We start from the raw sequence: 25186 nt of genomic DNA on the forward strand, positions 1-25186 counted from the left end.
GCCGTCATCGGATGGTCCGGATGCCCTCTCTCCAGTCGGTCTGCTGTTTTCTTCCAGACGATCGGTGCGGTTGCGGTTCCCTACTCATCTGCTGTCGCATCCGGTCCGCCCCGAGGCGCCGCCCCGGGCAGCATCCGACTGGGTGTGCCGGAGTAGGAGACGTAGAGCGCGTCCCGGGCTCGTGTGCAGGCCACGAAGAGCAGGTTGCGCTCCTGCTGGTGGAGCTGCTCCAGGGCGGCGGGGTCCCCCTCGGCAGCGTCGATCGCTGCCTTCGGGGGAAGCAGAGGTTCGCTCACCCCGATGATGCCCACACAGCTGAACTCCTGCCCCTTCAACTTGTGCATGGTCCCCACCCGCACGGCATTGGAACTTGAGGTGGAGTCCAGCGGCACGGTCGGAATGGCGCAGGCGTGCAACTCCTTGGCGATGTGGCGAACCACCCACTGGTTGCGTCCGGCCAGTGCGATGGAGGAAGGAGCGACCCCCGCCTCCAGCCACACCCGCACCCACTCGCCCAGCGCGGTCAACTCCTCCAATCGGCTGGAGCAGCCCCGGACCACCGGCTCGGGACCGTGCAGCAGCGAGCGGTAGCCGACCATGGTGTCGGCGTCGTCGTCCAGGCCGACCGCCACTGCACGCCCCAGGATCGGCATCGACCAGTCCAGGATCTCCTGGCTGATCCGGTGGCTGACCCTCAGCCGGTGGCTCCGCCCGCGCACGTTGATCCCCAGCGACGCCAGCGACACCCGGTTGTCGTAGATGCGCTGGTGTGGATCGGCCACGATGAACAGGTCGTCCGGCCCCTTCGCCACGGCGGCGCGCAGCAGCCGCCACTGGGCGGGGTGCAGGTCCTGGCCCTCGTCCACGATGACGTGCCGGTAGAGCGGGCCGGACGCCTTGAGGAGACGGGCCGCCTCCTGGGCCACCTGCGGGTAGGACCACTCACCGGCGGCGTTCATCCGTGCAACGTAACGATGCACCGCCTCCCAGACGTGCGTGCGGTACTCGGGAGCCAGGTGCAGCATCCGTCCGCTTCGTTCGCAGCGGATGTAGGAGGGGAGATCCGTGATCTGTTGGGCCAGGATCACCTGCTCCCACTCGTCGGCGAGGAAGCGTCCGGAGAAGGGCAGCCCGTCGGCGCGCGCCGACGCTCGCCACTGTTCTCCGATGGCTTCCTTTCCCAACGTCTCCGGCGGGATGCCCGTGTGGTCGTAGACGATGCCCCGGGCGACCTTGTCGATGGTCGCGACCTCGATACGGGACCGGACCTCGGGATCGGGTACGAGCCGGTCGAGTTGGCCGGCCAGGGTCTGGGCCAACAGCTTGTTGAAAGTGGTGAGCAGAATCGGGGCGTGCTCGACCGAGCCGAATCGAGCGGAGTCCCGCGCTGCCAGGTGCGCGGCCCGGTGCAGTGCGAGCACGGTCTTCCCGGTGCCCGGGCCGCCGGTGATCTGGGTCGATTCGGTGAACTGGGCATCCACCAGGCGGTGCTGACTGGGGTGCAGGGTGATCTGCCAGTCGGAGAAGGAGAGGCTGAGGTCGTCCGCCAGTTCGGCGGGGCCGATCGCACGGGGGGCCGACATCGTGCTTCCGGGATGTTCGCGCATTTCCACGATGCTGAGCGCGGGGCCGGCCTCGGGGCGGTAGCGCCGCGCGAAGGAGAGGGCGTCGTCATGGCGTCGAACTGCGACCAGGCAGTACACGCCGTTGGCAGAGGGTGCCACCACGCCGGACCAGCCGGGGCCGATCTGCATGACACGGATGCGTGGGTCAGCCGCGTCCGAAATAGTTTCCAGGGGTTCTCGGTCACCGGACATGTACGCCTGCATGACGGTCATGATCGCCGTCTGGACACTGTTTTCGAGCTGCGAGAAGTCGGTGAGAAAGGCTGGTGCGATCGCGAGCTGTGGCACTTCGTCGATTCCTCCGGTCCTCAACCTGGCACGGGCTTCCTGTGGGCAAAAAGGTCCGCTGACCACGGCGTTCACTAGTAGGTATGCGTCCGCGGAAATTCCGGCAAACCACCCGCAAGCGGCGATTCGCGAGTGGCTCGCAAGAGCGTTTCCGGTGTGTGAAATGCCAGCTCAGGACCTGTTTTTCCTAGGTTTCGCGGACGCGGGGGGAGGATGTCCCGTCGGAGTGGCCCCGACGTGCGCATTCTCCTGGCCAGGCGATGTCCGTTTTACTGTTTAATGCCTGTCCGAAATTAGGGAGATGACGGAGGGCTGCTGCACGACCCCGGGTCCGGGCACCCGCCGACCTGCGCCAGACTGGAACGGTCCCGCAGGTGGCGGGAGTCCCGACCCAGCAAGGAGCCCAGGTGTCCAAGTCCGTTCTGACCGCCTTCCGGGTGGTCGCAGCCGTCGAGGCGTTCACGTGGGTTGGATTGCTGGTCGGCATGTTCTTCAAGCGCGTTGTGGTCTTCGACGAGATCGGTGTGCAGATCTTCGGTCCCCTGCACGGTGCGGCGTTCGTCGCCTATTGCGTCATCGCGTTGCTGGCCTGGGTCAAGCTCGGCTGGAGCCTGACGACCGCTTTCTGGGCGCTGGTCGCCGCGGTTCCGCCTCTGGGGACCGTGGTCTTCGAGCGGTGGGCGTCGCGCACCGGGCGGATCGCCCCCACGAGGGAGCGCGTCCCCGCGACTGCTTGAACCGCCTCGCGACTCACCGCCGCGGATCGGCTGCGGGGCTTTCCAGGGTCCCGTGCCGCCGCTGGAGGAGCGGACCACGAGTTCGGGAGGCAGGAGAACCGACTCCACCGGTTCGCCCGCGACCATCCGGGCCAGGACCGCAGCACCGGTCCCGCCGTCACCGACGCCTGCTTGGGGCCACCTGCTGTCGGCCTCCCGACCGGATCTATCGGGAGAACGACTACGCGGTCTTCACCATGACCGTCCGTCCCCCGACGTCTCCGATCGACCCCAGGCGCTGCTCGTGCACGAGGGCATCATCGAGCACGTCAATCAAGCACGAGGATGTCCGCTGGGTCACCTTCGACGAGCTCGCCGCCGACTTCGCCCGGCGCGACCCCGTCCCTGACCCGGCGTCCGGTCGGGGGAGTTCCAACCGCCCACCGGATCGTTCCCCGTGTCGTTCCCGGCAGGAACCGCGACGACGTCCGGTCGCGACGGTTTCCGTCTCGACCGGTCCAGCGCCGAACCGTCACGCCGAGGACCCGGACCGCCCACGCCCTCCTCGTCCCCCTTCCTTCCACGGAGCCCCCGAGTCCGCGAACCCCGACGTCTTGTTGCCGGGCGCTGTGTCGTATCTGCATCGCGACTGCGCCACGGTCGGCCACCGAGTCGGCGCGACACTTGAGGGGCCTGGTCAACGCGGTCTCCGCCGCCCCGTCTTCTAGCATGGAAGGGTGAATCCCCCTCCGAGCGATTGGAACGCGAAACAGTGACCCCGGACAGCGCAGGGCGGCGCCCCGACATGAGAGCCTCCGACGTCGACCGCGACCGGGTGGCCGAAGTCCTGCGCGACGCCGCAGGCGAAGGCAGGATCACCTTGGACGAGCTGGGCGAGCGTCTGGACGCCGTCTACGCGGCACGGACTTACGCCGACCTCAAACCGCTCACTGCGGATCTGCCGGTGGGAAGCGACCGGCCGGCGGTCCCTCAAGCACGGCATGCCGCAATCCAGCCGGGAGCCGATCAAACCCTGGAACTCAACGCCAAAGGCGGGCAGATCAGTCGCAGTGGTTCTTGGCAGGTCCCGGGACGTGTCGTGGTGCGCAACCCCTACGGCGACACCCGCCTGGACTTTCGCGAAGCGACCTTCCTGACCGATGTCGTCGATTTCCAGATCACCGCCAACTGGGGCAGCGTCAAGGTCTTCCTCCCCCAGGACGCCACAGCCGACGTCCAGGTCGACACCTCCTGGTACGGAACCCTGGACAACCGGGTCGGCACGGTTCCCACCCCGCCCATGCCCCACTTTCGGATCACGGGCAACTGCAAGGGCGGGACGCTCAAGGTCATGTACCGCACCAGGATGGACGAGTGGCTGGGCTGACCCCGAAGGCCCGGCGGCTACAGGCGGCCGGCGTCGATGATCCGCTGGAGGAACTGGCGGGTCCGGTGCTGTTCCGGCTCGAACAGCACCTGCTCAGGTGGTCCCTGCTCCAGCACCCGACCCTTGTCGAGGAAGCAGACCCGGTCGGCGACCTGGCGGGCGAAACCCATCTCGTGCGTTGCCAGCAGCATGGTCATTCCTTCCTCGCGTAGCGAGTGGATCAGGGACAGCACCTCGCCCACCAGTTCAGGATCCAACGCGGAGGTCACTTCGTCGAGCAGCAGCAGCCGAGGCGAATTGATCAGCGCCCGCACGATCGCCACTCGCTGCTGCTGGCCGCCGGAAAGCCGGTCCGGGTACTCGCCGGCCTTCTCGCCCAGCCCTACCCGCTCCAGCAGTTCCGTCGCGTGGGTCCGCGCGCTCGCCCTCGACCGACCGTGTACCCGCTCGGGTGCCAGGGTGATGTTGTCCAGCACGGTCATATGCGGGAACAGGTTGTAGGACTGGAAGACCATCCCGATACGTCTGCGCACGTCGTCGGGGTCGACCCGGGGGTCCGTGATGTGCTCGCCGTCCAGATGGATAGCGCCGTCGCTGATCGGTTCCAACAGGTTGACACAGCGCAGCAGGGTGGACTTGCCCGACCCCGACGCGCCGATCAACACGACCACCTCGTGTTCGGCCACCTCAAGGGCGAAGTCGTCCAACACGACGGTTCCGTTGAACTCCTTGCGTACGGCTCGACAGGCCAGGACCGGAGGCATCGCGTCCGGCTCGTGTCCGGTGGTGGTCACCGTGCCCCCTCTGCGGATTGCCTCCTGGCCGCGCGCATGGTCACCCAGTCGGTGACGGCGACCAGGGGGATCGCCATCAGTACGAACAGGACTCCTGCCACCAGGTAGGGCGTGAAGTTGTAGGACTGCGCGGTGGCGATCTGCGCCGCGCGGATAGCATCGATCGGCCCGGCCAGCGAGATCAGCCCGACGTCCTTCTGCAGCGCCACCATGTCGTTGAGCAGCGGCGGTGTGACCCGGCGGATTGCCTGGGGCAGGACCACGTGCCGCATCGTCTGGCGGTAGGTCAACCCCAAGGAGCGGGCAGCCGCGATCTGGCTGGGGTGGACCGACTCGATTCCGGCGCGAAACACCTCCGCCAGGTAGGCGCCGTAGGTGATGACCAGCGCGATCCCGCCCAGCACCAGCACGCTGGGGGTGCCGCCCAGACGCAGGCCCGGGACACCGAAGGTCATCAGGTACAGCACGATGATCAGCGGCGCGCCACGGAAACCGTAGGTGTAGGAAGTCGCCAGTGCACGCAGCGGGAAGAACACCGGACCCCGCAGGGTGCGCATGATCGCTACCAGCAACCCGAGCACCAGCGCGCCCATCGCGCAGAACACCAGAAGCCGCACGTTGAGCCACAGCCCGGTCAGTACGGCGGGCAAGGCGTCGAGGCCGACCTCCAGGTCGAAGAAGGTCTCCTTGACCCTTTCCCACCCGGGCGAACCGACGATCCCGAGGATGAGGACCAGGCCCACCACGCCGGTGGAAACAGCAGCGAGCAGGACCGAACGCACGCTTTGCCTGCGCCGGTAGGACTCCCGCTCACGCTGGAGCTGGCTGGGCCGGTACGGTCCGGGCGGCAGTGGTTCCCCGCCCGGACCTGTCACGGTGGTGGTCACGAGAGTTCGGGCGCCTCTGCGACGTCGGCCAGCCACTGCTGTTCGAGTTCGGCGATGACGCCCTGCTCGACAAGAGAGTCGATCGCCTGGCTCACGCACGGGGTGAGCGCCGACCCCTTGTCCAGGACCAGACCGAACTGCTCAGCGGCCTCCTGCTGGGCAGGGAGCTGCCCGATGATCACGCCGTCGTCCAGTTCGGCGCCGGTGATGTAGAAGGCGGTGGGCAGGTCCACCACGATGCCGTCCACCTGACCGTTCTCCAGTGCCTTCTTGGCGTCGTCGTTGTTGTTGAAGACCTGGGGATCCGCGGTGGGCGCGATCACCTCCGTGAGCGCGTCCAGGCTGGTCGTGCCGACCTGTGCGCCGAGTGTGGCGTCCTTGAGGTCGGCGATCGACGACGCCTCGGAAATCGCTGAACCGGCCACTGTGATCACGGTCTGTCGGACGTCGTAGTACGGCGACGAGAAGTCCACGGCCTGCTTGCGCTCATCGGTGATGGTGAACTGGTTGATGTCGACGTCGAATGCCTTGGGGCCTGGCTGGATCGCGTTGTTGAACGTCACCGACTCCCAGACCACGTCCGCCTCGGAGTAACCCAGTTCCTCGGCCACGGCGTAGGCCACCGCCGACTCGTACCCCTCACCGTTGGTGGGGTCGTCGTCCACGAACCACGGTGGGTAGGCCGGACTGTCGGTCCCGATCGTGAGGGTGCCGGCCGTGAGCGTCTCCATGCCTTCGGGAGTGCACTCGGTCGCGCCGGCGTCGGCAGCGGGTTCGTCTTCGACGGGAGCGCAGGCCGCTGCCGCCAGCAGGAGCGCTCCGAGCGCGGTGGCGCCGAGCAGACGTGCTGGGGCGGACGGGGGAATGCGGCTCATGGGGTACTCCGGTAATCCAGGAATGCGGCTTCGGCGGGAGGAATGCCGAGACAAGGGACATTTCTGAGAGTAGACAACCTACTGAGTCAGTGGGTATTGCTGTGAAGGCTCGATTTCATCACATCACGTCAGGTGATCAACGGATTTCGGGGGCAGCGGGGGGAAGGACTGCCGAAAAACGCCCTGTGCGGTGTTAGGGGCCAGGCGAGGGGGAGTGGAGGCGGGGGTGGTCCAGGTCGTGGTTTCTGTACCACCCCCGATGCCTGTGGCATGACAGGGCTCCGTCGATCAAGTCACCGTGGTTTCGGCGGTTCCTGACGTCGTGTCGGCGAATTACGGCCTCGGCCGGCTGCGGCCCTCCCCCGCCGTATTCTCCTCCTTGGCCTCCGAAGAAAAATGTTCGTTCGGCAAGGTTTCCGTCCTGCCGTGGAGGCACTTACAGGTCGGACGTCACTCCCCGCGCCGTTGCAGTGAGGTCATCTGCTCCGAACCGTTCCGGGGCCAGTCGCACCGAGACGGCCAGACCCGGTTCCACGAGCCAGAACGCGTGGTCAGGAGCGATCCCGCCCAGCAAGTCGCCGTGGGAGAACGGCGCGACGTCCCAGGTGTTGGGATCTTGCTCGTGGTACTCGGAAAGGAAGGCCAGCAGAGCCGCCTGATCGACGAGACGGTCCCCGCGCAGTACCGCCACCGTCAGGTCGACCTGGAAACCGTCGCCGTTGTCGAGCTCGCGTTCCCATACACGAGAGGAGAAGGCGACCTCCTCCCATTCGTAGGAGAAGTCCGACACCTGGGTGCCGACCCCGGCCGGGACCCAACCGATCGTGAAGCCGTCCAGATTCCCACTGGCCGGTTCCTCGGCCTGCGCGCCTGTACCCACCATCAAAACCCCTGTGCTCAGCACGATGATTATCAGAATCCGAAGCATCCGCACCGCGGCCTCCCGCGTTTGTCGGGTGCTCCCGTCGACCACCCGCCTACCCTGATATTCGCGGTCGCCACACGCGCTGGTCCGCGATGATTTTTCCGGCTGTGGAAAACTCCGCTCGGGGCGGGCAGGGGCCGACGTCCTGATCAGCCTTCGTCGATCAGGTACGGATGCGGTGCCGTGTCCACGCTGTCGGGGTAGGGGTCGAACCAGGAGTGGGCGTTGCGGGCCAGAAAACCCAGTGGGTCCGCCGCTGAGTCGTCGGGGTCGATGGCGTCGAGGTCCTCCAGGTAGAGCCATTCATGATCGTGGTGGGCCTGTGCCGCGTCGTCGAAGGCCGAGAACATGGTGTTCACGTCCCCGGCGTCCAGGCCGGCCAGGGAGACCAGGATGTCCTTGGCGTTCTCCACGAGCACGTACAGGGCCAGTGCCTCGGCGGTGGAGGTCGGCCGGGCCCAGCCGGGGCGGGTCAGGCGGGCATAGACCGCAGCCGAGGAGAGCAGGAACTTCTTGGCGAACATGACGTCGTAGTGGTGGCGGTAGCGGACCGGCAGGTCATGGAGAACGAACAGCTCGTCGGAGTCGTCGGCAGTCCAGGAGGTGTCGTCCTCGTCCAGCGAGTGGGCGTCGTCCTCCAGGGTGGTGACGTCCATGAAAAGCTCATCGGTGAGGGCGACGGCCCGGTCGATGAGCGCGCCGGCGGCAAGCAGCCGGGCGTCGTCGACGTCGGTCGACGGACCGAAGGAGTCGGCGTCGAAGGCGCGCAGCTGAGGTGCCAGGCCGAGCAGGCGGCGATGTTGGGCGGCGATCTCCTCCGGGGGGACGCCGACCACCCCGGAAGCGGGGGCGGTCTCGGAGCCGTCGTGGCTTTCCAGCGCCTCGGCGAGTTCGGCGTCGCTGACCGTTACTTCACACTTGCCGACCTTCCAGTCGGCCAGCAGCTCGGTGCGCTCCAGGATCTCGTACAGCAGCGCTTCCGCCCCGTTCTCGGCGAAGCTGAGTGCCGGCGCGTCCACCAGCAGTTCGATCACGGCTCCGCTGGGGTGGGTGTCCAGTTCGTGGTCGTAAGGCGTGATCTCCACGCCGTCAGGGCCCTCTACCGTCGCCACGCGGTCGAGCCACTCGGCCAGTAGCGCTGCTGCGCCCTGTTGTTGCAGGCCGTCGAGCTCGGCAGAGCCCGCGGGAAGCGACAGCTCGGCGGTGATGCGGTATTCCAAGAAAGGCTCCCCAAGCCGGAACGATAGAAGGAATTAGAGCACGACCGACATCCCGCCCGTGGCGGGACCCGAGTCCTCCCTCCATCTTCGGCCCACTCGGCGCTTTTAGCCGCATTGGCGGCCTTCTCGGGTGAGCCGGACGAGTGGGAGGACACGATCCCGGTGTCCGGGGAAGTGGGTGCCCCGGGAGCCGAAGCAATGGTGGGCTGTGCGAAAGACGCTTGTCAAAGACTTCTTGGCAAATATTGGCCGTCCAGAGAGCCGAAGGCGCGTTCCTCGCTGCCCGAAACCAGGGGAGTCGCCCCGGACGGGTTGTACGGACAGAAGATTTTCGGCCGCCCGGGACCGCTGTCGGACGATGGGAGGGGAGAGCGGTCCGGTCGGCGTGTTTTCACCCGGTACCGGCCCCTTGTCGATGAGCCGGCGCGTGGCCGGACGGTGCCCCGGACGATCAGGCATGTGCTTCTTCGTGCTCCGGGTGAAAGCAGGCACATCCGCTGGGAGAGCGGATGGGAACGTCGCGACCCCCTGCCAAGAGTCGGGCCGGTGTCGAGCCGGGGCACCGTACGGATGTCCTGTACGACCGTTGCCGGCTGCCCCGACCAGGGGCGGGGCAGCCGGCGTTCTCACGAAGAGGCGGGAAGGAGCAGTGTTGTGGCATGCCGACCGAGCGGGGTGAGCGCGCAGCGTTCGCCGACATCGAGGTCATAGTCGTGGCGGACCAGGTTCAACGACCCCAACAGTGACACCGCGACCTCAACGCTTGAACGGGGCAGACCTTCCCGCCCGGACGCCTCCACGAACTCCGAGACCGCCACCCCGTTCTCCCCGGATTCGGTGAGCAGGGACAACAGGTGTTCCACCAGCGGTTGGGCAACCCGGTGGTAGATCCGGACGTCGCGCTGGCGCCACAGCAGGGGAAGTCGCTCCACGGCCATTCGCCACAACCGCGCCGCGTCCCTGGGCATCCGGACGTACTCCGGGCCGGGTATCACCCAGCCGTGTTGGCGATGTCCGCCGCCTGGTCGGCGTTCGTTGCGATCCACCACCATTTCCAGTACCCGCGCCTCCAACGCGAACGCCAGCAGTGGCGCCGCATCCCCCATCTCGCACTCGGGGGGTTCGGTGGCGACGTCGTCATCCTCCACCCACGCACCGATGCTCAAAGGGACGTATTCCCGCACGCCCGCAGCCGTCCCCACCTGATCGCGGGAGACCTCCCGACGATCGCCCACCCAGCGCAGGAAAGCCCGCATTCGCTCCACGAACAAACACGTCGTGGCTGCTTCCACCAACGCCCGATCCCGGCCGCTCACACCCATCCGACCCCTCCCAGACTCGTCGAACACCCGCCGCATCAGGCGGATAACCCACGGTAAACAGGTGAGGTGGGGCGAAAGGCAGGGAAAAAGAAATCTGTGGACAACCCGAGCGGGTTCCCCCGAGGACCGGGAACGGCGACCATGCCGTTCCCGGTCCCTTCCCGAGGGTCGGATCAGCCGCGGCGGTCCTGTCCGCTCTGGTAGCGGTACAGCGTCGTGCGCGCCTCCTTGCGGAGCGCGGGGTCGGGGTGGTTCTCACCCAGCCAGGTGAGCAGGAACCCGGTCTCGGGGTGACGGAGCATCCGCGCCAGATCGAAGAGGGACGTGCCGTCGTTGCCCACGTTCACCGGAAGCTCCTGGATCTGCTCGTCGCCGAGCATCCCCATGCGTGCCAGGGCCGCGATTCCGTCGATCATCACCCAGGACAGGTCTTCGGCCTCCAGGTCCGACTCCTTGGCGAAGCCGGCGTCGAACAGCCAGACACGGGCCTGGTGACCAAAGTCGTGGTCGTCGCGCAGCGCCTCGTAAACGGGGTGTGCGGCAGAGGGGTGCTCGGCCGTGACGGCACGCACCGCGGCGCGATGGGTGGAGTCGTCGGTGCGTCGGGCGACCTCCACCAGTTCCCGCATCGCCGCTTCCTCGTCGCGCTCGGCGATCCAGGAGTCCAGGTCGGTCTCGCTCAGTGCTTCGCCGGCAGCAGCGCGCTCCACCAGAACCTCGGCGGACTCGCCCATCAGCTCGTCGAAGTCGCGGATCGTGTAGTCCTCGGCCGTGAGCTCCTCCAGCCCGGCCCACTCGCCCAGCGGGGTCAGCCGGTAGACCGGCTCTCCCGCAAGTTCGGCGTCCTCACCCGAGGTCGCCCCCTCGACGGCGCCGAGGCGTTCCAGCTCGGTGAGCACCAGCCCGACGGCCTCGGTGAACTTCGCCTCCTGCTTGGGGCTCATCCGGAACTCGTCGTCGAGCTGGTCGCCGAGCTCGGCCACCATCTCCACGACGATCGACGCGGGCAACGCGAGCCGCTCGATGAACAACGAGGTCAGGACCGATCCGGTGAACTCGTCGGAGGCCAGTCCGAAGTAGGCCTCGAACCCGTCCTCGTCCAGGTTCAACCGCTCGGCGAGTGCTTCGCCGACGGCGTCGTAGGCCATCAACCACGCCTCTGCCGCGTCCTCGGGAAGTTCCTCGGGGGCGAGCTCGCGCAGCCGGACGATGGTCGGGGCAGCCGTGATCGCGGCGTCCAGTTCCGCGTCCTCCAGCAACCGCGGCGCCCGCCAGGTGTACCCCGCCCGCCCGGGACCGGCGAGAAGGGACTTGGGGCCCTCCTCCTCGCCCGCAGCGATCGCGGCCACCAGGTCGTCGTCCACCGCGATCGCCCCGGCCTCGACCTTCGCCTCGAAGTCCGCGATCTGCTCGGGGTCGTCGATCTCGAAGCCCAGGTCGTCCATCACACAGTGCATGTAAGCGGCGACCCGGTGTTCGGCGGGGTCGTCGATCGCGTGCTGGTAGGCATCGGCGAGCCGGTCCACCATGCCCAGCAGATCCTCGCGCGCGTCCGATCGCCGGTCCAGCAGGTCCTCCTCGTTGAGGAAGCCCAGCCAGGAGTCCAAGGCGGTGCGGACCTCGGCGGTCCGGACAGCGGAGCGGCCGCTCTCGGCCGGCAGCCAGTCCAGCAGGAGCGACACCACGTCGGCGGTGCTCCACCTGGCCAGCAGCCCGTCCCCACCCTTGTCGGGAGCGCCGTACTTGAAGTCCAGGAGCAGTTCGAGCGCGCGCCGGGACACGTTCAGCCCCCGCTTGCGCCCGTAGTCGAGTACCCGGGGTATGAACAGAGCCCGGTACTCGTCGAACGTGTCTTGATCGGCGTTCGTGAACACCAAGCGCATGAGAGACGACCAACCTGATCGGAGACGGCGGAGGGGGACGGGGGAGCGGGCCCGGGGGACCGCGCCTGTCAAGACGTTGCGCGGCCGGGGTGCTTCACCGGCGGCCACCACGAACTTTACCGCCCGATCCCCCGCGCTCCACTACTGTTCGCCGCCCTTGCGCCTCCCCGTGGGCCGGCCGCAGTGCGCTGCGCGTTCCCCGTCGCTCATCGGCGTGCTCGACTGGGGCACCGTTCCGCTCTGCTCGTCGGCCGGACCGGTGGCCTCGAACGGCACGTACCAGTAGTAGTGGCCGTGGAAGCGGCTGCCGAGGCGCATCTCGTACTGTCCGGCCACCCACTCCATCCGCGGAGCGCGTTCGACCCAGCCGACCTCCTTGGGGCCGGTGTCGACGTTGGTCGTCTGGCTCTCGGTGTGCGAGCTTTCCCAGGTCTCCCGGTAGGTCTGCTCATAGCTCACGGAGAACACCGTGCCGAATCCGGCCTCGGCGGTCATGGAGACGCCGACACTGTTGCTCTGTCCGGTCGCCTCCGACCAGGCGACGTCGGACCACTGGACGCCGTCGGTGCAGTTGTAGACGGAAGTTCGCACGGTGCGCGTCCCCCGCTCAATGGGCAAGCCCCGTGACGTCCGTCTCGCGCCCGCCCCGGATCGGGCGCCGTCGAGGGCCGTGCGGCTCAGCCCACCGGCAAGAACGGGCTGGGCTCCCCGTGCCAGCTCACGTACAGCGACTCGCGTGCCCGGGTGCAGGCCACGTAGAGCAGGCTGCGTTGCGCTGCGAGGTCGGAGCGGTGCTGGTTCTCGTCCAGTTCTGGGCCGGTGACGTGTTCCATCAGGGGAAGTGCCCCGGCCGTCGCACCGAATACGGCGATCGCGCGGAACTCCAGGCCCTTCACCCCGTGCATCGTGGTCACCCGGACGGTGCCGGCAGAGTCGTCCACGGTGTGGTGCTGGGGGTTGAACCGCGCGACGGGAAGGCCGCGGGAGCGAAGAAACCCGACGACCTCGGTGAGGACCTTGCGGGTTCGGGTGGTTACGCAGATGTCGCCAGGGGCGACGCCGTCGGCCAACCACCCCCGCAGTTGCCGTTCGAGAGCGGCCAGCTCGCCGGCCGGATCCGCGGCTCCGCAAAGAACCGGAGGGTTTCCGCGAAGGAGTGAGCGGGTGGAGCCGGGGGCCTCGGGTGCACTCGTGCCCAGCTCGTGCACGCTCTGGCCGCGCATGATCTGGTCCGCCCAGGTCAGGATCTCGGTCGTGGTGCGGTAGTTCACGCGCAGCGGGTAGGAGCGTCCCACGATCCTGATGCCGAGCTGTTTGAAGGAGACCGTGTTGTCGTAGATGCGCTGGCGGTTGTCGCCGGCGATGAACATGTCGTTGCGCCCGGGAGACACCGCTGCGCGCAGTGTCCGCCACTGGGCCGGGTGCAGGTCCTGCCCCTCGTCCACCACGACGTTGCTGTAGGGCCGTTCCGCGCGCTCGTCGAGAATGCGTGCCGCCTCCGCGTGCAGTTCCACCGTCGGCAACTGCTTGGTGCGCCGCAGCCAGGCGCGCGCCGTCGCGATGGCGTTCCACACCTCGCGCCGTTGGTCCACGGTCAACGGGGTGGAACGTCCGCGCCGGGCGTCGGGGTCGAGGTAGCCCTCGACGGTGGTGATTCCCTGGGCCATCACCACGTGTCGGTACTCCTGGAACACGAAGTCGGCCGACCACAAAAGCCCTTGTTTCCCGACGACGTTGGCGAACAGGCCGCGCGCGTCGGCGTCGCGGCGCATGCTCACGTCGGGGTGCTGCGCACGCACCACGTCCAGCGCCAGCTTGTCGGCGGTGATCACGTCGACGTCGGCGCGCAGCTCCTCGCCCACCAAGAGGGCCAGATCCCTGCGGATCGACTCCACGAGGGCGTTGGTGAACGTCGTCAGCAACACCTTGCCGCCCAGCGGAAGATTCTCGGCCAGATACTTGACGCGGTGCAGTGCCACCACGGTCTTGCCGGTGCCGGGCCCGCCCGACACCATCGCGGGGCCGCTGAAGGCGGGGCGGTAGGCCAGCGAGCGTTGGGTCGGGTGCAGGAACACCCGCCAGGCGTCGAACTCCCTGCCGAGGACGTCATCGACTTCCTCGTCGTCCTTGACCAGACGGACCCGGTGCCGGGTGTTGCGGATGGCGGCGTCGTAGTCGTCGGGCGGGACGGTCCGACCGCCGGCCGCTGCCCGCCGGGGCAGCACGACCTCGTTCATCACCTGGTCGACAGGCATCCCCTCGGCCAGGTGGATCAGCACCTCGTACTGGTCCTGCGGGACGGCGGGCCCCCAATCGGCCAGTTCGTCCCGGGTGGACAGGGTCCGGCAGAACCGGATGATCTCCGAGTCCACCCCCAACTGCCGCAGGGCCTCGTCACTGACCCCGCTGAACAGCGCGGGGTCTGCCTCCGGCCGGGCCCCCGGAGCGACGGAACGCTCCTCCAGCGCGGTGGCATCGCGCCGTTCGAGTGTGCCCATCACCGTGTTGACGTCGTGGCGCTGGTCGGATGCCCATTCCTCCGCACTCTCCCGCGGCAGCAGGTGCACCAGGAGGAAGGTCTCGCCCGATTCCGGAGCCAACATCACCCCCGTCCAGCTGTCGCTGATACGGAACGTCCGGATCCGTGGATCCTGCCCGGCGGGCAGTGCCTGGATGCGGAGGTCGGGGTGCGCCAGCAGCGCGCGCAACGACAACTCCCTGAACTTCCGGGTCACCGCCGCAAGGCGTTCCCGGGTGGGGCGGTCCAATTTGTCGTACTGCGCAAGGCACGTCGAGTCGATGGCCAGCTGCGGCATGAGCCTCCTTCGCTCGCGGACGCGTATTCGTCCAGGACCCCGCAGGGTCATGTTTCCCCGCACCTTGGTCCTTTGATCATTTAGCACCCGGTAATGACAAGAAGGCCGGATACGGCCACGTCGAACGGGCACTAGTCCGGTCGTGCGGACAACCGGCCGAAGCGACGGGAATTCCTCGTCGGCGCGGCGCTGTTGCCCACAGCCGTACACCGATGACGGAGAACGAACGAGGGAGCGGTTATGAAGGCGGTCGTCTACAACTCCTACGGTGGCCCCGAGGTACTGGAGATCGCCGAGGTGGCCGACCCGAAGGTCGGTCCCGACTCGGTCCTGATCCGGGTCAAGGCGGCCTCGGTCAACCCGGTGGACCGGAAGGTCCAGGCGGGATACCTCGACTCCCTGATGGACGTGTTCTTCCCCGTCGTCCCGGGATGGGACGTGGCCGGCATCGTGGAGCAACCCGGTGTTGCCGTCCCCGAGTTCGCGGTCGGCGACGAGGTGATCGGTTATGTCCGTGAGGACGTGGTCCGCCATGGCACCTTCGCGCAGAAGGTGGCCGCGCCGGTGCGCACGCTCGCGCGCAAGCCGCGCAACGTGAGCTGGGCACAGGCAGCAGCCCTCCCACTGGCCGGCCTCACCGCCTACCAGGCCCTCGTCCACCATTTGGAGGTCGGCCCCGGTGACACCGTCCTGGTGCACGCGGCAGCCGGGGGAGTCGGATCGTTCGCGGTGCAGATCGCCCGCAGCCTGGGGGCCGAGGTGATCGGTACCGCCTCCGAGCGCAACCACGACTACCTCCGCTCGTTGGGGGCCCAGCCTGTCGTCTACGGGGACGGGCTCGCCGACCGGGTCCGTGCGCTCGCGCCGAACGGGGTCGACGCCGTGCTCGACCTCGTCGGTGGGGACGCACTCTCGATCACCTCCCAGGTCGCGGCGGAAGGGGCGCGCATCGCCTCCATCGTCGAGACCGCGGTGACCGATATCGGCGGGGACTACGTATTCGTGCGTCCCGACAGCGAGGACCTCGGCGCTCTGGTCGACCTGGTCGAGACCGGCGCGATCGAGATCGAGGTAGCCGAGGTCTTCCCGTTGGAGAAGACCGCCGATGCCCAGCGCCTCAACGCACAGGGCCGTACCCGTGGCAAGGTCGTCGTCGAGGTGGAGTGATCCGATGCGTGGTCGCCGTCCGCCAGTGAAACGGCGGCGACCACGCATCAGCCGAGCAGCCGCGCCAACTCCACCCTGGAACGGATTCCCAGCCGGCTGAACACGTTGCGCAGATGGTGGTCCACGGTGCGCGGGCTCAGGAAGAGCTGGGTGGCCGCCTCCCTGTTGGTCGCGCCCTCGGCAACCAGACGTGCGATCCGCAACTGCTGCGGGCTCAACTCATCCAACGCGGTGGGCAGGGCCGCGCGTACCGACTCGCCCGTGGCGCGGAGTTCGGCACGGGCGCGCTCCGCCCACACGCCCACGTCCAGGCGTTCGAAGGTGTCCAAAGCGCCGTGCAGGTGTTCCCTGGCCAGCCGGGGCCGGCGTCGACGCCGCAGCAGTTGCGCGAACAACAGTTCGGTGCGGGCCTGTTCGAAATCCCGGTAACCGCCCCGGTGTAGTCGCAACGCCTCGGTGAAGTGCTCTTCGGCCTCCTCCGGGGCGGAAAGCAGCCCGCGGCAGCGTGCGGCCAGGGCACGCGGACCGTCCCGGCCGGTCGCCTCGGCCCAGCGTTGGTAGGCGCTCAGCGCGGCGCGCGCCCGATTGTGGTTGCCGACCCCCACCGCGGCCTCCACGAAGTGCGGAGCGCTCAACAGTCGCACGGCACGGTGCCCCCGCCCGGGACCGGCACCCGCCAGCGAGGTGAGGCGGCTCGCCGCCTCCGCTGCTCTTCCCGACGCCAGCTCCAGGAACGCCAGCGCCCACGCGCCCAGCGCAGCGGGCAGGCCAAGGTCGTGGGCCTCGGCCACCCTCGCGGACTCCCTGGCGTGTGCCCGGCAGGTCGCCGCATCCCCGCGGACGGCCGCGATCAGCGCCAACGCTGCGAAGTGGTGGCTCGCGCAGTTCTCCTGTCCGGTCGCCTCGGCCAGGCGCACCCCCTCCAGCGCGTTGGCGGCCACCAGCGGCTGCCGTCCGGTCCAGAACTCCGAGTAGGACAAGATTTCTATCGCCTGGGGGATGACGGAGACCGCCCCGGCCCGTCTGGCCAGGCCCACCGCCCGGGAGGCCAGGGCGTGGGAGCGGACGTCGTCCCCCAGGAGCAGCCCCGCGGAGGCCCCCCAGATCAGCTGCACGGGTTCGTTGAGTCGTTCCGCGTCGGACAGCACCCGCTCCAGGTGGTCACGTCCTTGCGCGTAGTGCCCCTGGAACATGGCGGATTTCCCCGCCAGATAATCGAAGGCGATCCGCGCCTCGGCCCGTTCCTCGGGTCCGCGCAGCGCCGCGACCCGAGCGGCGGTGGCGAAGTAGCGGGAGTGGTCCCCTGCCAGGCAACTGGCCTCGCCGGCCTGGACGAAGGCATGGAGGGCACGTGTGCGGTGCCCGGGCAGCAGCCGGTGGGCCGCGTCCAGGAGTGTTTCGTGGGCGTGGACCGCGATACCGCTGCGCAGCGTGATCTCGCCCCCTAGCGACTCGGCCCGCCCCCGTCCCCCACTGTCGGTGCCCAGTTCGCGCACCCGGTCCAGGAGCCGCCGGGACCGCACCGGTTGTCCCGCCAGCCAGGCGTCGCGGGCCGCCTCGCCCAGCCGGTCGGCCCGAACCGGAGGGTCCGGGGTCAGGTCGGCAGAGCGTTCGAAGAGCACGGCGGACGCGGCGTATCCGCTGCCGGTGCGCGCCGTCGTTGCGGCCTGGGCCAGTTCGTCGGCCAACTCGGGGTCGGGCCGGACCGCCGTCACGGCGCGGTGCCACGCCCGTCGCAACGGTTGCCGCCCAGCATCGAACACTCCTGCCAGCAGCAGGTGCGCTGCGCGCCGCTCGCCCAGCCCCGCGCCGTAGTAGCTGGCCGAGCGCACCAGTGGATGCCGGAAGGCGATGCGGTCGGCGTCGGCGCGCACCAGCCGACAGGCTTCGGCCGCATCCAGCGCGGACAACGGGATCTGGGCCTGTTCGGCGGCCAGCACCAGCGTCGCGGTGTCCATGTCCTCCTCGACGGCGATGATGAGCAGCAGCCGTCGGGTCGGCTCGGGGAGCGCGCTGATCCGACGAGCGTAGGAGGCCCATAGCTCCCCGCCGGGCGGCAACGGCTGAGGAAGCGGTTCGGCCCCCACAAGTTGTCCGGGAGTGAGGGAATCCGCCAGTTCCACCGCTGCCAGCGGATTACCGCAGGCCGCCGCGACCAGGGCAGAGCGAGTACTGTCGCCGATCGGTACGGGGGAGCGGTCGGCGAGGACCGCGGCGATCGCATCCGCGCCCAGGCCCTCCAGCCGCAGGCGCTCGACCCCGGCCAGCGCTCCGTCCCCGTCCTCGCAGCCCTCACCGGTGGCGATGGCCACGACCATCCGCCCGGCCCCCAGGCGTCTGGCGGCAAAGGCCAGTGCCTCCAGGGAGGGGCCGTCCAGCCGGTGGACGTCGTCCACACAGACCAGGACCGGCCGGTCGCGGGCCGCCTCCGACAGCAGGCCGAGCACCGCGACCGACAACAAGAAGCGCCCGTGCACGGGAGTGTCGCCCAGTTCCAGCGCAGCGGCCAGTGCCAGGCGCTGCTGTTCGGGAAGCAGGGGGAGCCGATCGGCCACGGGAAGGAGCAACCGGTGCAGTCCGGCGAAAGCCAACCCGGCCTCCGACTGCACTCCGCGCGCCTGGAGCACGGCGAATCCTTCCGCTGTGGCGCGCAGAGCCGCCAAGAGGGCGGTCTTGCCGATGCCCGCTTCGCCGGTCACCAGTACCGCCGAACTTTCCCCGGTTCGCGCACGTCTCAGCAGATCAGCGAGATGGGACTGTTCTCGGTCGCGACCGTGGAGCCGCGCGGCTTGTGTGAGCGGGGGCACAATGACCACGGCTACTAAGTTACGCGCTAGTAAACTAGTTGAGAAGAAGACCGGCGAATTAGCCGATGCGCGAGCGCACGACCGTGCCGCAGACTCCGGACAATCCCGCACTCTCCGGAGGTCAGATGCGCTCTTTCCTTGCTGCCGCCTGCGCGCTGGCGGCAGCCCTCGCCCTATCCGTGGTCCCCGCCGCCGCAGCCCATGCCAACGCGCACGATCCGGTGATCTTCGTGCACGGCTTCGGCGGTAAGGGCAACCAGTGGTCGTCCATGCGGCAGAACTTCATCGACAACGGCTACCGTGCCGACCAGCTGCACGTCTTCAGCTACGACTCCTTGCGCTCCAACAAGACCATCGCCTCCCAGTTGTCGGACCGCGTTCAACAGGTCCGGACGAGTACCGGTGCGGCCAAGGTGGACATCGTCACCCACTCGATGGGCGGGCTCTCCTCCCGTTGGTACCTCAAGTTCGGCGACGGGCAGCAGTACGTGGACGACTGGGTGTCCATCGGAGGGCCCAACAACGGGACCAACATCGCCAACCTGTGCACGTCGCTGATCACGCCCTGCAAGGAGATGCGCCAGGGCTCGGAATTCCTCTCCGAACTCAACGCCGACGACCCCACCCCCGGTGACGTGTCCTATGCGACCTTCCGCTCTCCGTGCGACGTCGTCATCAACCCGGTGGACAGCACCCTCCTCGACGGCGCCACCAACATCCGGACCAGTTGTCTGGAACACGTCGCCATGATGTCCAACTCCGCTGTCATCAACCAGGTTCGCGACTTCGTCGCCTGAGCACGGGGGTGCCGCCCGCGCCGGTCCCTTCCCCGCTCCGGGGCCGGCGTGAGCGGCGTTCTCAGGCCAGCGCGGCGCGCAGCCGACCGGCCAGCGCGACGACGGCCCGGTACGCCTCGGGCGCGGCCAGCAGGTTGGCGAACCCGTGTGGCAGGCCGGGGAAATCGGTGTGCTCCACATCGGTGCCGGCCCCTCGCAGCCGCTGCACGTAGGCCAGGCCCTGATCACGCAACGGGTCGATTCCGGCCGTGACGACGTGGGTGGGGGGCAGCCCGGTCAGCCGATCATCGCCTATCACCGAGAACCGCGGATCCGTACGCAGCGCGGGGTCGGGGCAGTACGCCTCGATGAAGGCGTCGACCGACGCCGTCGTCAACAACAGGTCCTGCTCGCCCAGACGGTTCTGGGAGGCGTAGCGCCGGATGTCGGAATCGATGCCGGGGTAGACGAGCAGTGTGTGGCAGGGGCGTATCTCCGCCTCGGCTGCGAACCGGTGGGCGACCGCCGCCGCCAGGTTGCCTCCGGCGCTGTCGCCGCCCACCGCCACCCGACGTGCACCGTACCCGGTGCGGGCGGTCCGGGCCAGGTGGGCGTAGGCGGCGTACGCGTCGTCCACGGCAGCGGGAAACGGATGTTCCGGAGCCAACCGGTAGGCGACCGACACCACGTGGGACCCCGAATACCGGGCCAGAACCCGGCACAGTGCGTCGTGGCTGCGAATGCTGCCCCGAACCCATCCGCCCCCGTGGAAGAACACGAGCAGACCGCCACTCGGCCGCGGCGGAAGATAGGCCCGCGCGGGCAAAGGCCCCGCGCCGCCGGGGACCAGCACGTCGCGCACCGCGATATCGCGCCCTGCGCCCGCTCCCAGCAGCACCGACACCCGGTCGAGCCCGTCCCGGGCCGCCGTCGTGACCGGCTCGGACGGGTCGGTTCCGTTCGCCCCCAGGCGGAGTATCAACCGGATGGAGTCGGGGACACGCTGTCCGTCCACCGGAAGGTCCGGGCCGGCCAGCAGGGGCAGCAGCGGATTCGACGGTCCTAGGAGAAAGCGGACCATGCCAGCCGTGAGTGTGCTCATGTCCCGATGGTAGTGAGACCGTGTCCTCCTGCGGTGGCCCGCGCGGTTCGGGCACCGAAAACCCCTAAGGTCGAGATTCCAGCCGGCGCAGACGTCGTCGGCCATGAACAGGGCGGTGGCGACGCCGCCCCGGTGAGGAGTCGGAAGCGCGTGCGGATCGAGACACTGATGGTGGTGGGCGCCCTCATGGGCGGGGCCGCACTGGCGGCCGGGCCCACCGCGTGGACCTACCTGGCCAGCGCCCGGTACCGATTCGCCCCCGCGGCCGTTCCCGCCCGGCCGGTGGCGATCGTGCTGGGTGCAGGCGTACGGTCCGACGGTCAGCCGACCCTGCTCCTGGCCCGTCGCCTGGACATCGCCGTTGAACTGGTGCGCGCAGGGAAAGTCGGCGCGGTCCTCGTCTCCGGTGACAATCGCCCCTGTTCGGGGCGCGAGACCGATGTCATGACGCGTTACCTCGTCCGGCGGGGAGTTCCCGAGGGCGCCATCACCGCAGATCCGGCCGGTTACCGTACCTGGGACACCTGCGCCCGGGCCCGTGATTCCTACGGAGTGCGTTCCGCCGTCATCGTCACCCAGTCCTTCCACCTCCCGCGCGCGGTTGCGCTGGCGCGCGCTGCCGGGTTGGACGCTGTCGGTGTGGGGGATCCGAGTCTGGCCGGCCGGTCCAGGGCGACCGCCTACGGCTACGTCCGCGAGTTCGGGGCCAACACCAAGGCGCTGCGCGATGCGGTCCTGCGTCCCGCACCCGCCGACACCAGCACCGGAGCAGCGGACGAGGTCGAGCGCTTGGCGAAGGCGACATAATCTCCCCATGGAGTCAAACCACGGATCCGAACCGCTGCACGGCCTGGACGACATCGACTGGACCGCTCTCGCCCCCGAGCGCGGGAGCGAGATCCCCGATCTGCTGCGCGGGGTGGCCACCGAGAAGCAGGAGCAGTCCCTCCTGCAACTCCACGAAATCCTCTGCTTCCCCGCGCCGGGGCATGTTGCCGCACCCGAGGTGGTGGAGTTCCTTGTCCGCCTTGCCGGGGAGACCTGGCTGCGCGGCCGACACAACGTGGTCAACCTGTTGCAGGAACTCACTGTCCCGTCGATGGCCGACCACCTTCCGGTTCTCCGCGACATCACACTGTGGCGCGACGAGATCGCCTGGGCCGCGACCACCGACGTCGAGAAGGTACGCGCCCAGTACCGGGAGTGGCTGGCCGATGCCCCCGACGAACAGCAGTACCGCCGGATCCAGAGCCGTCTGCGCGCGCTGGAGCACGACAACGGAACACATATTCTCGCCGCCGAACTCGCCGTCCACGAAGCAGTGCGCGAGCGACTCCCCGCGCTCCTGGAACTACTGGAGGGCCGGGAGAACCGGGGCGGTGACGCCGTAGCCGAGTGGGTGGCCTACATCCTTGCCTGGTTCCCCGAGGAGGCCGACCTGATCCTGCCCGCTCTGGTGGGCGCCGGCGACTCCTCCTCCCCCTATCCGGCGCTGCGTCCCCTGCCGGCGGAAGTCTGGGCCATGGGAATGCTGTCCGACCCCGCGGACGTCACCGCGACCGTGCACCTTGCCCAGCTCCTCACCGCCGCGGACTCCGACCTCGCCTTCGCTGCTGCGGTCGCCCTGGCCCAGATCCACGGCCCTGCCGTTCCCGAGCAGGCCCTGGCGTTGCTGACCGGCTCCGACTACTGGGAGGACCACCTCGGGGCATCCCTGCCCCAGTCCGGTCCGATCGAGCCCACCCACCTGGGCATGCTTCTGCTCAGCGGAGTCGACGACGAGGACGTACGCCAGGCCGGCGTCGGTCAGCTCAAGAGGGTCTTCGCCTATACCGGCGGCGAAGGCCAGGGCGTGGTCGCCGCCAACGCGCTGGAGATGGCCCTTGGGCCGCGCCACGCCGAGCGCGCCCCCGCCACCGGTCTGGACGGCTTCGAGACGCAGCAGCGCGAAGTCGTCGCCGCGATCGGCGACATCACCGCCGACGCCTGGGAGGAGGGCGGGCTCGCCGAGGTCGTCACCGCATGGGGCCTTCCCGGCAACCGGGCGGACTTCCGTTCCTTCGCAGGCTTGGAATCCGACGAGAAGCCGGCCCAGGAGTCCACCCCGGCGCCTCAGGCCGCCCCCCAGGCCCAGCAGCCCGAGCAGGGCGGCCTGCTGGGCCGGTTCTTCGGCGGCGGACGCTAGTTCCGTCCCGGTGTCGCCGGGGCCGGCAGCCCCGGCGACACGGCCGGTCCGGTCAGCCGCGCTCCACTGCCGTCCCGAGCAGTCCCAGCGGTGGAGCACCCAGGTCCAGCATGGCGGTGTGGAAACGCTTGGTGCCAAATTCCGGGCCCCATTCGCGCCGCGCCCGCTCACGCAGCTCCATGATCTCCAACTTGCCCCAGGTGTAGCGTCCGTAGGTGGGGTCGAAGGTGGCCCGACGCGCCTCCGACAGCGCCGCAGGCCCGGTGATGTGGGTGTCGGCGGCGAAGCGGAGCGCGGCTTCCTCCACGGTCATGGCCCCGGTGTGCACACCGATCGCCGACGCCAGCCGGGTCACCCGGATCAGCGCCTCCAACCAGACGCCCACCTCGAAGTGCGCGGCGGTGAAGCCCGAGCCGGACGTCGTCCGTTCGGCGTAGGGGCCGAACCCCTCTTCCACGCACAGTTCCTCGGCGTAGTGCGCCCATCCCTCGACGAAGGTCGGGGAGAACAGCGTCCTGCGTACGGGGGAGGGAGCCCGACGCAGTGCGCGTCCGTGCGAGAAGTGACCGGGTGCGACCTCGTGCACGGTGATCCCGGGCAGGGTCGTGGCACTGAACACCTCCAGCCACTCCTGGGCCTCGACATCCGGCCACCCGGGGTCGGGCGGACTGATGTGGTAGTAGGTGGGCCCGTCGGGCTCACCGGCCGCCGCCCACGTCAGCATGGCCATCGCCCAGCGCCGTGATGCCGGCGCCGTCTCCACCCGGCAGGCGCCGTCGTGGTAGGGCACGAGGTCGCGTTCGCGGGTGAAGGCGATGGCGTGCTCGGTCCAGGTCCGGGCCGCGTTCACCACTCCGTCGGCGTCGGGGTGGTCGCGTACCAGTTCCCGTGCCACCTCCAGCGGAGGCCGTGCCGAGTCGATCCGGGCGACCGACTCCGTCAACCGCTCCATCAGCCGGTTGCGCTCGGCGTCGGCCCGCTCGGCCAGTCGGCCCAGGTCCACCTCCACGGCTTCGGGGACGCCCATGAGCCGGGCCAGTGCGGCACCGCCCAGCGCCGCGCTCGGCTCGCCCTCGGCCGCTGCGCGCTCCAGGTGGCCGACGAGCCGGGCGTGTGCCGACAGTGCGACGGCGCGCAGGGTTTCGGAAGCATCGTCCGGTACGGCGTCGGCCAGTCCCCGTGCCGTCCCCAGCAATGCGGTTGCGACCGGAGCGCTCACCCGGTCGAGCGCAGCGATTGCGGAGTCGACGGTTTCGGGCCAGGCAGTGAGGTGACGTTCTCTGGCAGCCATGCGCTCGGCCGCGGGAGCGTACTCCTTGTCGTAGCAGGCGAGGTCGAGCTCACCCAGGTGGTAGAGCGGGTTGGAGCGGTGGAGTTGCAGGTCGCCCAGGCTCAGACGCAGGGCGTCCTCGAAGGCGAGAAGGTGGGCTTCGTCATGCCGGTCCTCCAAGGGCTCTCCGGTCCCGAGCCGGGCCAGCCCGGTGATCACTCCTTCTGGTGACAGGTCGGCGGTCCGGCCGTCGTATTCGTGGCGACCAGCCCCCTCCCGTACATCCGAGACCATCAGATCGGCGACGGCGCGCAGCCGTTCGGGCAGCTCATGCATGCGCACGACCCTACGGCGAGATCGGTCCCGGTCGTCCAGGAACAATAGGCGTCCTTTGCTCGTCGGACAGGGATGTGACGACTCAGAGAGAAGACGAGCGGGCCCGGGCCCGCCGATGGTGGCGCAGACCCGGACCCGTCGCCGGGGTGCTGGCCGCCGCGGTGCTGCTTGGCCTCGCGCCGATCACCTGGTTGCACGCCTCCACCAGTGGTGACCGGTTCGCTGCCGGGCAGACCCCCCACCGGCCGGTGGCGCTGGTCCTGGGAGCGGGGGTGCGTCCCGACGGTTCGCCGACCCGTCTGCTTGAGCGAAGGCTGGACCTTGCCGCCCAGCTGTACCACCAAGCCCGGGTGGAGGCGGTTCTGGTCAGCGGCGACAACAGCAGGGAGACCTATAACGAGACCGACGCCATGGCCGCCTACCTGGTCGGGGCCGGGGTGCCCGAGGAAAAGATCGCCGGAGACTACGCGGGATTCAGCACCTGGGAGTCGTGCGTGCGGGCCAGAGAGGTCTTCGGGGTCGAGGCGGTCACCGTCGTCACCCAGTCGTTCCATCTGCCGAGGGCGGTGGCGCTGTGCAAGAGGGCAGGGCTGGACGCCATCGGCGTGGGCGACCCCGGGCAGGGCACCGACCGGGTGACAGCCACGATCTACGGTCATTTCCGCGAGGTCCCGGCCGCCTTCAAGGCCGTCGCCGACGCACTGCTGCGCCCCGACCCCACTTTCCTCGGCCCGTACGAACCGGGAGTGGACGACGCGCTGGCGGTCGAGCGATAGGCGCCGGCGGGCGCTGCGGTCCTCGTCGA

20 protein-coding genes are annotated in these 25186 nt (G+C 69.0%); 7 read left to right on the forward strand and 13 right to left on the reverse strand.

Annotation, left to right across the window (positions count from 1 at the left end):
• Positions 1-80: 80 nt before the first annotated feature.
• Complete coding sequence (locus QSJ59_RS09990; RefSeq protein WP_285758903.1) at positions 81-1913, reverse strand: UvrD-helicase domain-containing protein; 1833 nt, start codon at positions 1911-1913, stop codon at positions 81-83.
• Positions 1914-2320: 407 nt separating this feature from the next.
• On the opposite strand from QSJ59_RS09990, the gene QSJ59_RS09995 reads away from it, so the two are divergent.
• Together QSJ59_RS09995 and QSJ59_RS10000 are read left to right on the forward strand one after the other, a co-directional pair.
• Positions 2321-2650 (forward strand): DUF3817 domain-containing protein, encoded by a 330-nt coding sequence (locus QSJ59_RS09995; RefSeq protein WP_285758905.1) that lies wholly within the window; start codon positions 2321-2323, stop codon positions 2648-2650.
• A 784-nt stretch (positions 2651-3434) separates the two neighbouring features.
• On the forward strand, positions 3435-4016 hold the full coding sequence (locus tag QSJ59_RS10000; RefSeq protein ID WP_285758906.1) for a DUF1707 SHOCT-like domain-containing protein: 582 nt from the start codon (positions 3435-3437) through the stop codon (positions 4014-4016).
• A 17-nt stretch (positions 4017-4033) separates the two neighbouring features.
• Here QSJ59_RS10000 and QSJ59_RS10005 read toward each other — a convergent pair whose 3' ends face one another.
• The 9 genes from QSJ59_RS10005 to QSJ59_RS10045 form a co-directional block, all read right to left on the reverse strand.
• Complete coding sequence (locus QSJ59_RS10005) at positions 4034-4780, reverse strand: amino acid ABC transporter ATP-binding protein (protein ID WP_285759549.1); 747 nt, start codon at positions 4778-4780, stop codon at positions 4034-4036.
• A 26-nt stretch (positions 4781-4806) separates the two neighbouring features.
• A complete protein-coding gene (locus tag QSJ59_RS10010; protein ID WP_285758908.1) occupies positions 4807-5697 on the reverse strand; it encodes an amino acid ABC transporter permease in 891 nt (296 codons plus the stop codon).
• Positions 5694-6572, reverse strand: coding sequence for an ABC transporter substrate-binding protein (locus QSJ59_RS10015; protein WP_285758909.1), 879 nt, complete (start codon positions 6570-6572; stop codon positions 5694-5696). The genes QSJ59_RS10010 and QSJ59_RS10015 overlap by 4 nt, the downstream gene beginning before the upstream one ends.
• Before the next feature lie 436 nt (positions 6573-7008).
• On the reverse strand, positions 7009-7455 hold the full coding sequence (locus QSJ59_RS10020; RefSeq protein ID WP_285758910.1) for a hypothetical protein: 447 nt from the start codon (positions 7453-7455) through the stop codon (positions 7009-7011).
• A gap of 191 nt (positions 7456-7646) precedes the next feature.
• Positions 7647-8717: a hypothetical protein gene (locus tag QSJ59_RS10025; RefSeq protein ID WP_285758911.1), complete on the reverse strand. Its 1071-nt coding sequence runs from the start codon at positions 8715-8717 to the stop codon at positions 7647-7649.
• A gap of 626 nt (positions 8718-9343) precedes the next feature.
• A complete protein-coding gene (locus QSJ59_RS10030; RefSeq protein WP_285758912.1) occupies positions 9344-9973 on the reverse strand; it encodes a hypothetical protein in 630 nt (209 codons plus the stop codon).
• 239 nt (positions 9974-10212) lie between these two features.
• Positions 10213-11922, reverse strand: coding sequence for a hypothetical protein (locus tag QSJ59_RS10035; RefSeq protein WP_285758913.1), 1710 nt, complete (start codon positions 11920-11922; stop codon positions 10213-10215).
• A gap of 141 nt (positions 11923-12063) precedes the next feature.
• Complete coding sequence (locus QSJ59_RS10040; RefSeq protein ID WP_285758914.1) at positions 12064-12513, reverse strand: hypothetical protein; 450 nt, start codon at positions 12511-12513, stop codon at positions 12064-12066.
• An 86-nt stretch (positions 12514-12599) separates the two neighbouring features.
• Positions 12600-14738, reverse strand: a complete 2139-nt coding sequence (locus tag QSJ59_RS10045) for a UvrD-helicase domain-containing protein (RefSeq protein ID WP_285758916.1) — start codon at positions 14736-14738, stop codon at positions 12600-12602.
• 240 nt (positions 14739-14978) lie between these two features.
• On the opposite strand from QSJ59_RS10045, the gene QSJ59_RS10050 reads away from it, so the two are divergent.
• Positions 14979-15905: an NADP-dependent oxidoreductase gene (locus QSJ59_RS10050; RefSeq protein ID WP_285758917.1), complete on the forward strand. Its 927-nt coding sequence runs from the start codon at positions 14979-14981 to the stop codon at positions 15903-15905.
• Positions 15906-15952: 47 nt separating this feature from the next.
• Here QSJ59_RS10050 and QSJ59_RS10055 read toward each other — a convergent pair whose 3' ends face one another.
• On the reverse strand, positions 15953-18823 hold the full coding sequence (locus QSJ59_RS10055; protein ID WP_432707461.1) for an ATP-binding protein: 2871 nt from the start codon (positions 18821-18823) through the stop codon (positions 15953-15955).
• 14 nt (positions 18824-18837) lie between these two features.
• Here QSJ59_RS10055 and QSJ59_RS10060 point away from each other — a divergent pair, with 14 nt between their 5' ends.
• Positions 18838-19509, forward strand: a complete 672-nt coding sequence (locus tag QSJ59_RS10060; protein WP_285759550.1) for an esterase/lipase family protein — start codon at positions 18838-18840, stop codon at positions 19507-19509.
• 61 nt (positions 19510-19570) lie between these two features.
• On the opposite strand, the gene QSJ59_RS10065 is transcribed toward QSJ59_RS10060, so the two are convergent.
• Complete coding sequence (locus QSJ59_RS10065; RefSeq protein WP_285758921.1) at positions 19571-20590, reverse strand: alpha/beta hydrolase; 1020 nt, start codon at positions 20588-20590, stop codon at positions 19571-19573.
• Between the two features lie 168 nt (positions 20591-20758).
• Between QSJ59_RS10065 and QSJ59_RS10070 the strand changes: the two genes are divergently transcribed.
• Together QSJ59_RS10070 and QSJ59_RS10075 are read left to right on the forward strand one after the other, a co-directional pair.
• Positions 20759-21397, forward strand: coding sequence for a SanA/YdcF family protein (locus tag QSJ59_RS10070; RefSeq protein ID WP_285759551.1), 639 nt, complete (start codon positions 20759-20761; stop codon positions 21395-21397).
• A gap of 7 nt (positions 21398-21404) precedes the next feature.
• Positions 21405-22775 (forward strand): hypothetical protein, encoded by a 1371-nt coding sequence (locus QSJ59_RS10075; RefSeq protein ID WP_285758923.1) that lies wholly within the window; start codon positions 21405-21407, stop codon positions 22773-22775.
• Positions 22776-22827: 52 nt separating this feature from the next.
• Here the strand turns inward: QSJ59_RS10075 and QSJ59_RS10080 are convergent, their stop codons facing one another.
• On the reverse strand, positions 22828-24381 hold the full coding sequence (locus QSJ59_RS10080; RefSeq protein WP_285758925.1) for a DUF885 family protein: 1554 nt from the start codon (positions 24379-24381) through the stop codon (positions 22828-22830).
• Positions 24382-24455: 74 nt separating this feature from the next.
• On the opposite strand from QSJ59_RS10080, the gene QSJ59_RS10085 reads away from it, so the two are divergent.
• A complete protein-coding gene (locus QSJ59_RS10085; RefSeq protein WP_432707462.1) occupies positions 24456-25157 on the forward strand; it encodes a SanA/YdcF family protein in 702 nt (233 codons plus the stop codon).
• Positions 25158-25186: the final 29 nt, after the last annotated feature.

Origin of the sequence: Nocardiopsis ansamitocini (genome assembly GCF_030268225.1) — a bacterium.
Classification (GTDB): domain Bacteria; phylum Actinomycetota; class Actinomycetes; order Streptosporangiales; family Streptosporangiaceae; genus Nocardiopsis_D; species Nocardiopsis_D ansamitocini.

Excerpts from the sequence above, each read along its gene's own strand:
- QSJ59_RS10000 (WP_285758906.1), top strand. The coding sequence starts at position 3,435 with ATGAGAGCCTCCGACGTCGACCGCGACCGGGTGGCCGAAGTCCTGCGC.
- QSJ59_RS10005 (WP_285759549.1), bottom strand. The coding sequence starts at position 4,780 with ATGCCTCCGGTCCTGGCCTGTCGAGCCGTACGCAAGGAGTTCAACGGA.
- QSJ59_RS10015 (WP_285758909.1), bottom strand. The coding sequence starts at position 6,572 with ATGAGCCGCATTCCCCCGTCCGCCCCAGCACGTCTGCTCGGCGCCACC.
- QSJ59_RS10020 (WP_285758910.1), bottom strand. The coding sequence starts at position 7,455 with ATGGTGGGTACAGGCGCGCAGGCCGAGGAACCGGCCAGTGGGAATCTG.
- QSJ59_RS10030 (WP_285758912.1), bottom strand. The coding sequence starts at position 9,973 with ATGCGGGCTTTCCTGCGCTGGGTGGGCGATCGTCGGGAGGTCTCCCGC.
- QSJ59_RS10035 (WP_285758913.1), bottom strand. The coding sequence starts at position 11,922 with ATGCGCTTGGTGTTCACGAACGCCGATCAAGACACGTTCGACGAGTAC.
- QSJ59_RS10045 (WP_285758916.1), bottom strand. The coding sequence starts at position 14,738 with ATGCCGCAGCTGGCCATCGACTCGACGTGCCTTGCGCAGTACGACAAA.
- QSJ59_RS10050 (WP_285758917.1), top strand. The coding sequence starts at position 14,979 with ATGAAGGCGGTCGTCTACAACTCCTACGGTGGCCCCGAGGTACTGGAG.
- QSJ59_RS10060 (WP_285759550.1), top strand. The coding sequence starts at position 18,838 with ATGCGCTCTTTCCTTGCTGCCGCCTGCGCGCTGGCGGCAGCCCTCGCC.
- QSJ59_RS10065 (WP_285758921.1), bottom strand. The coding sequence starts at position 20,590 with ATGAGCACACTCACGGCTGGCATGGTCCGCTTTCTCCTAGGACCGTCG.
- QSJ59_RS10070 (WP_285759551.1), top strand. The coding sequence starts at position 20,759 with ATGGTGGTGGGCGCCCTCATGGGCGGGGCCGCACTGGCGGCCGGGCCC.
- QSJ59_RS10075 (WP_285758923.1), top strand. The coding sequence starts at position 21,405 with ATGGAGTCAAACCACGGATCCGAACCGCTGCACGGCCTGGACGACATC.
- QSJ59_RS10080 (WP_285758925.1), bottom strand. The coding sequence starts at position 24,381 with ATGCATGAGCTGCCCGAACGGCTGCGCGCCGTCGCCGATCTGATGGTC.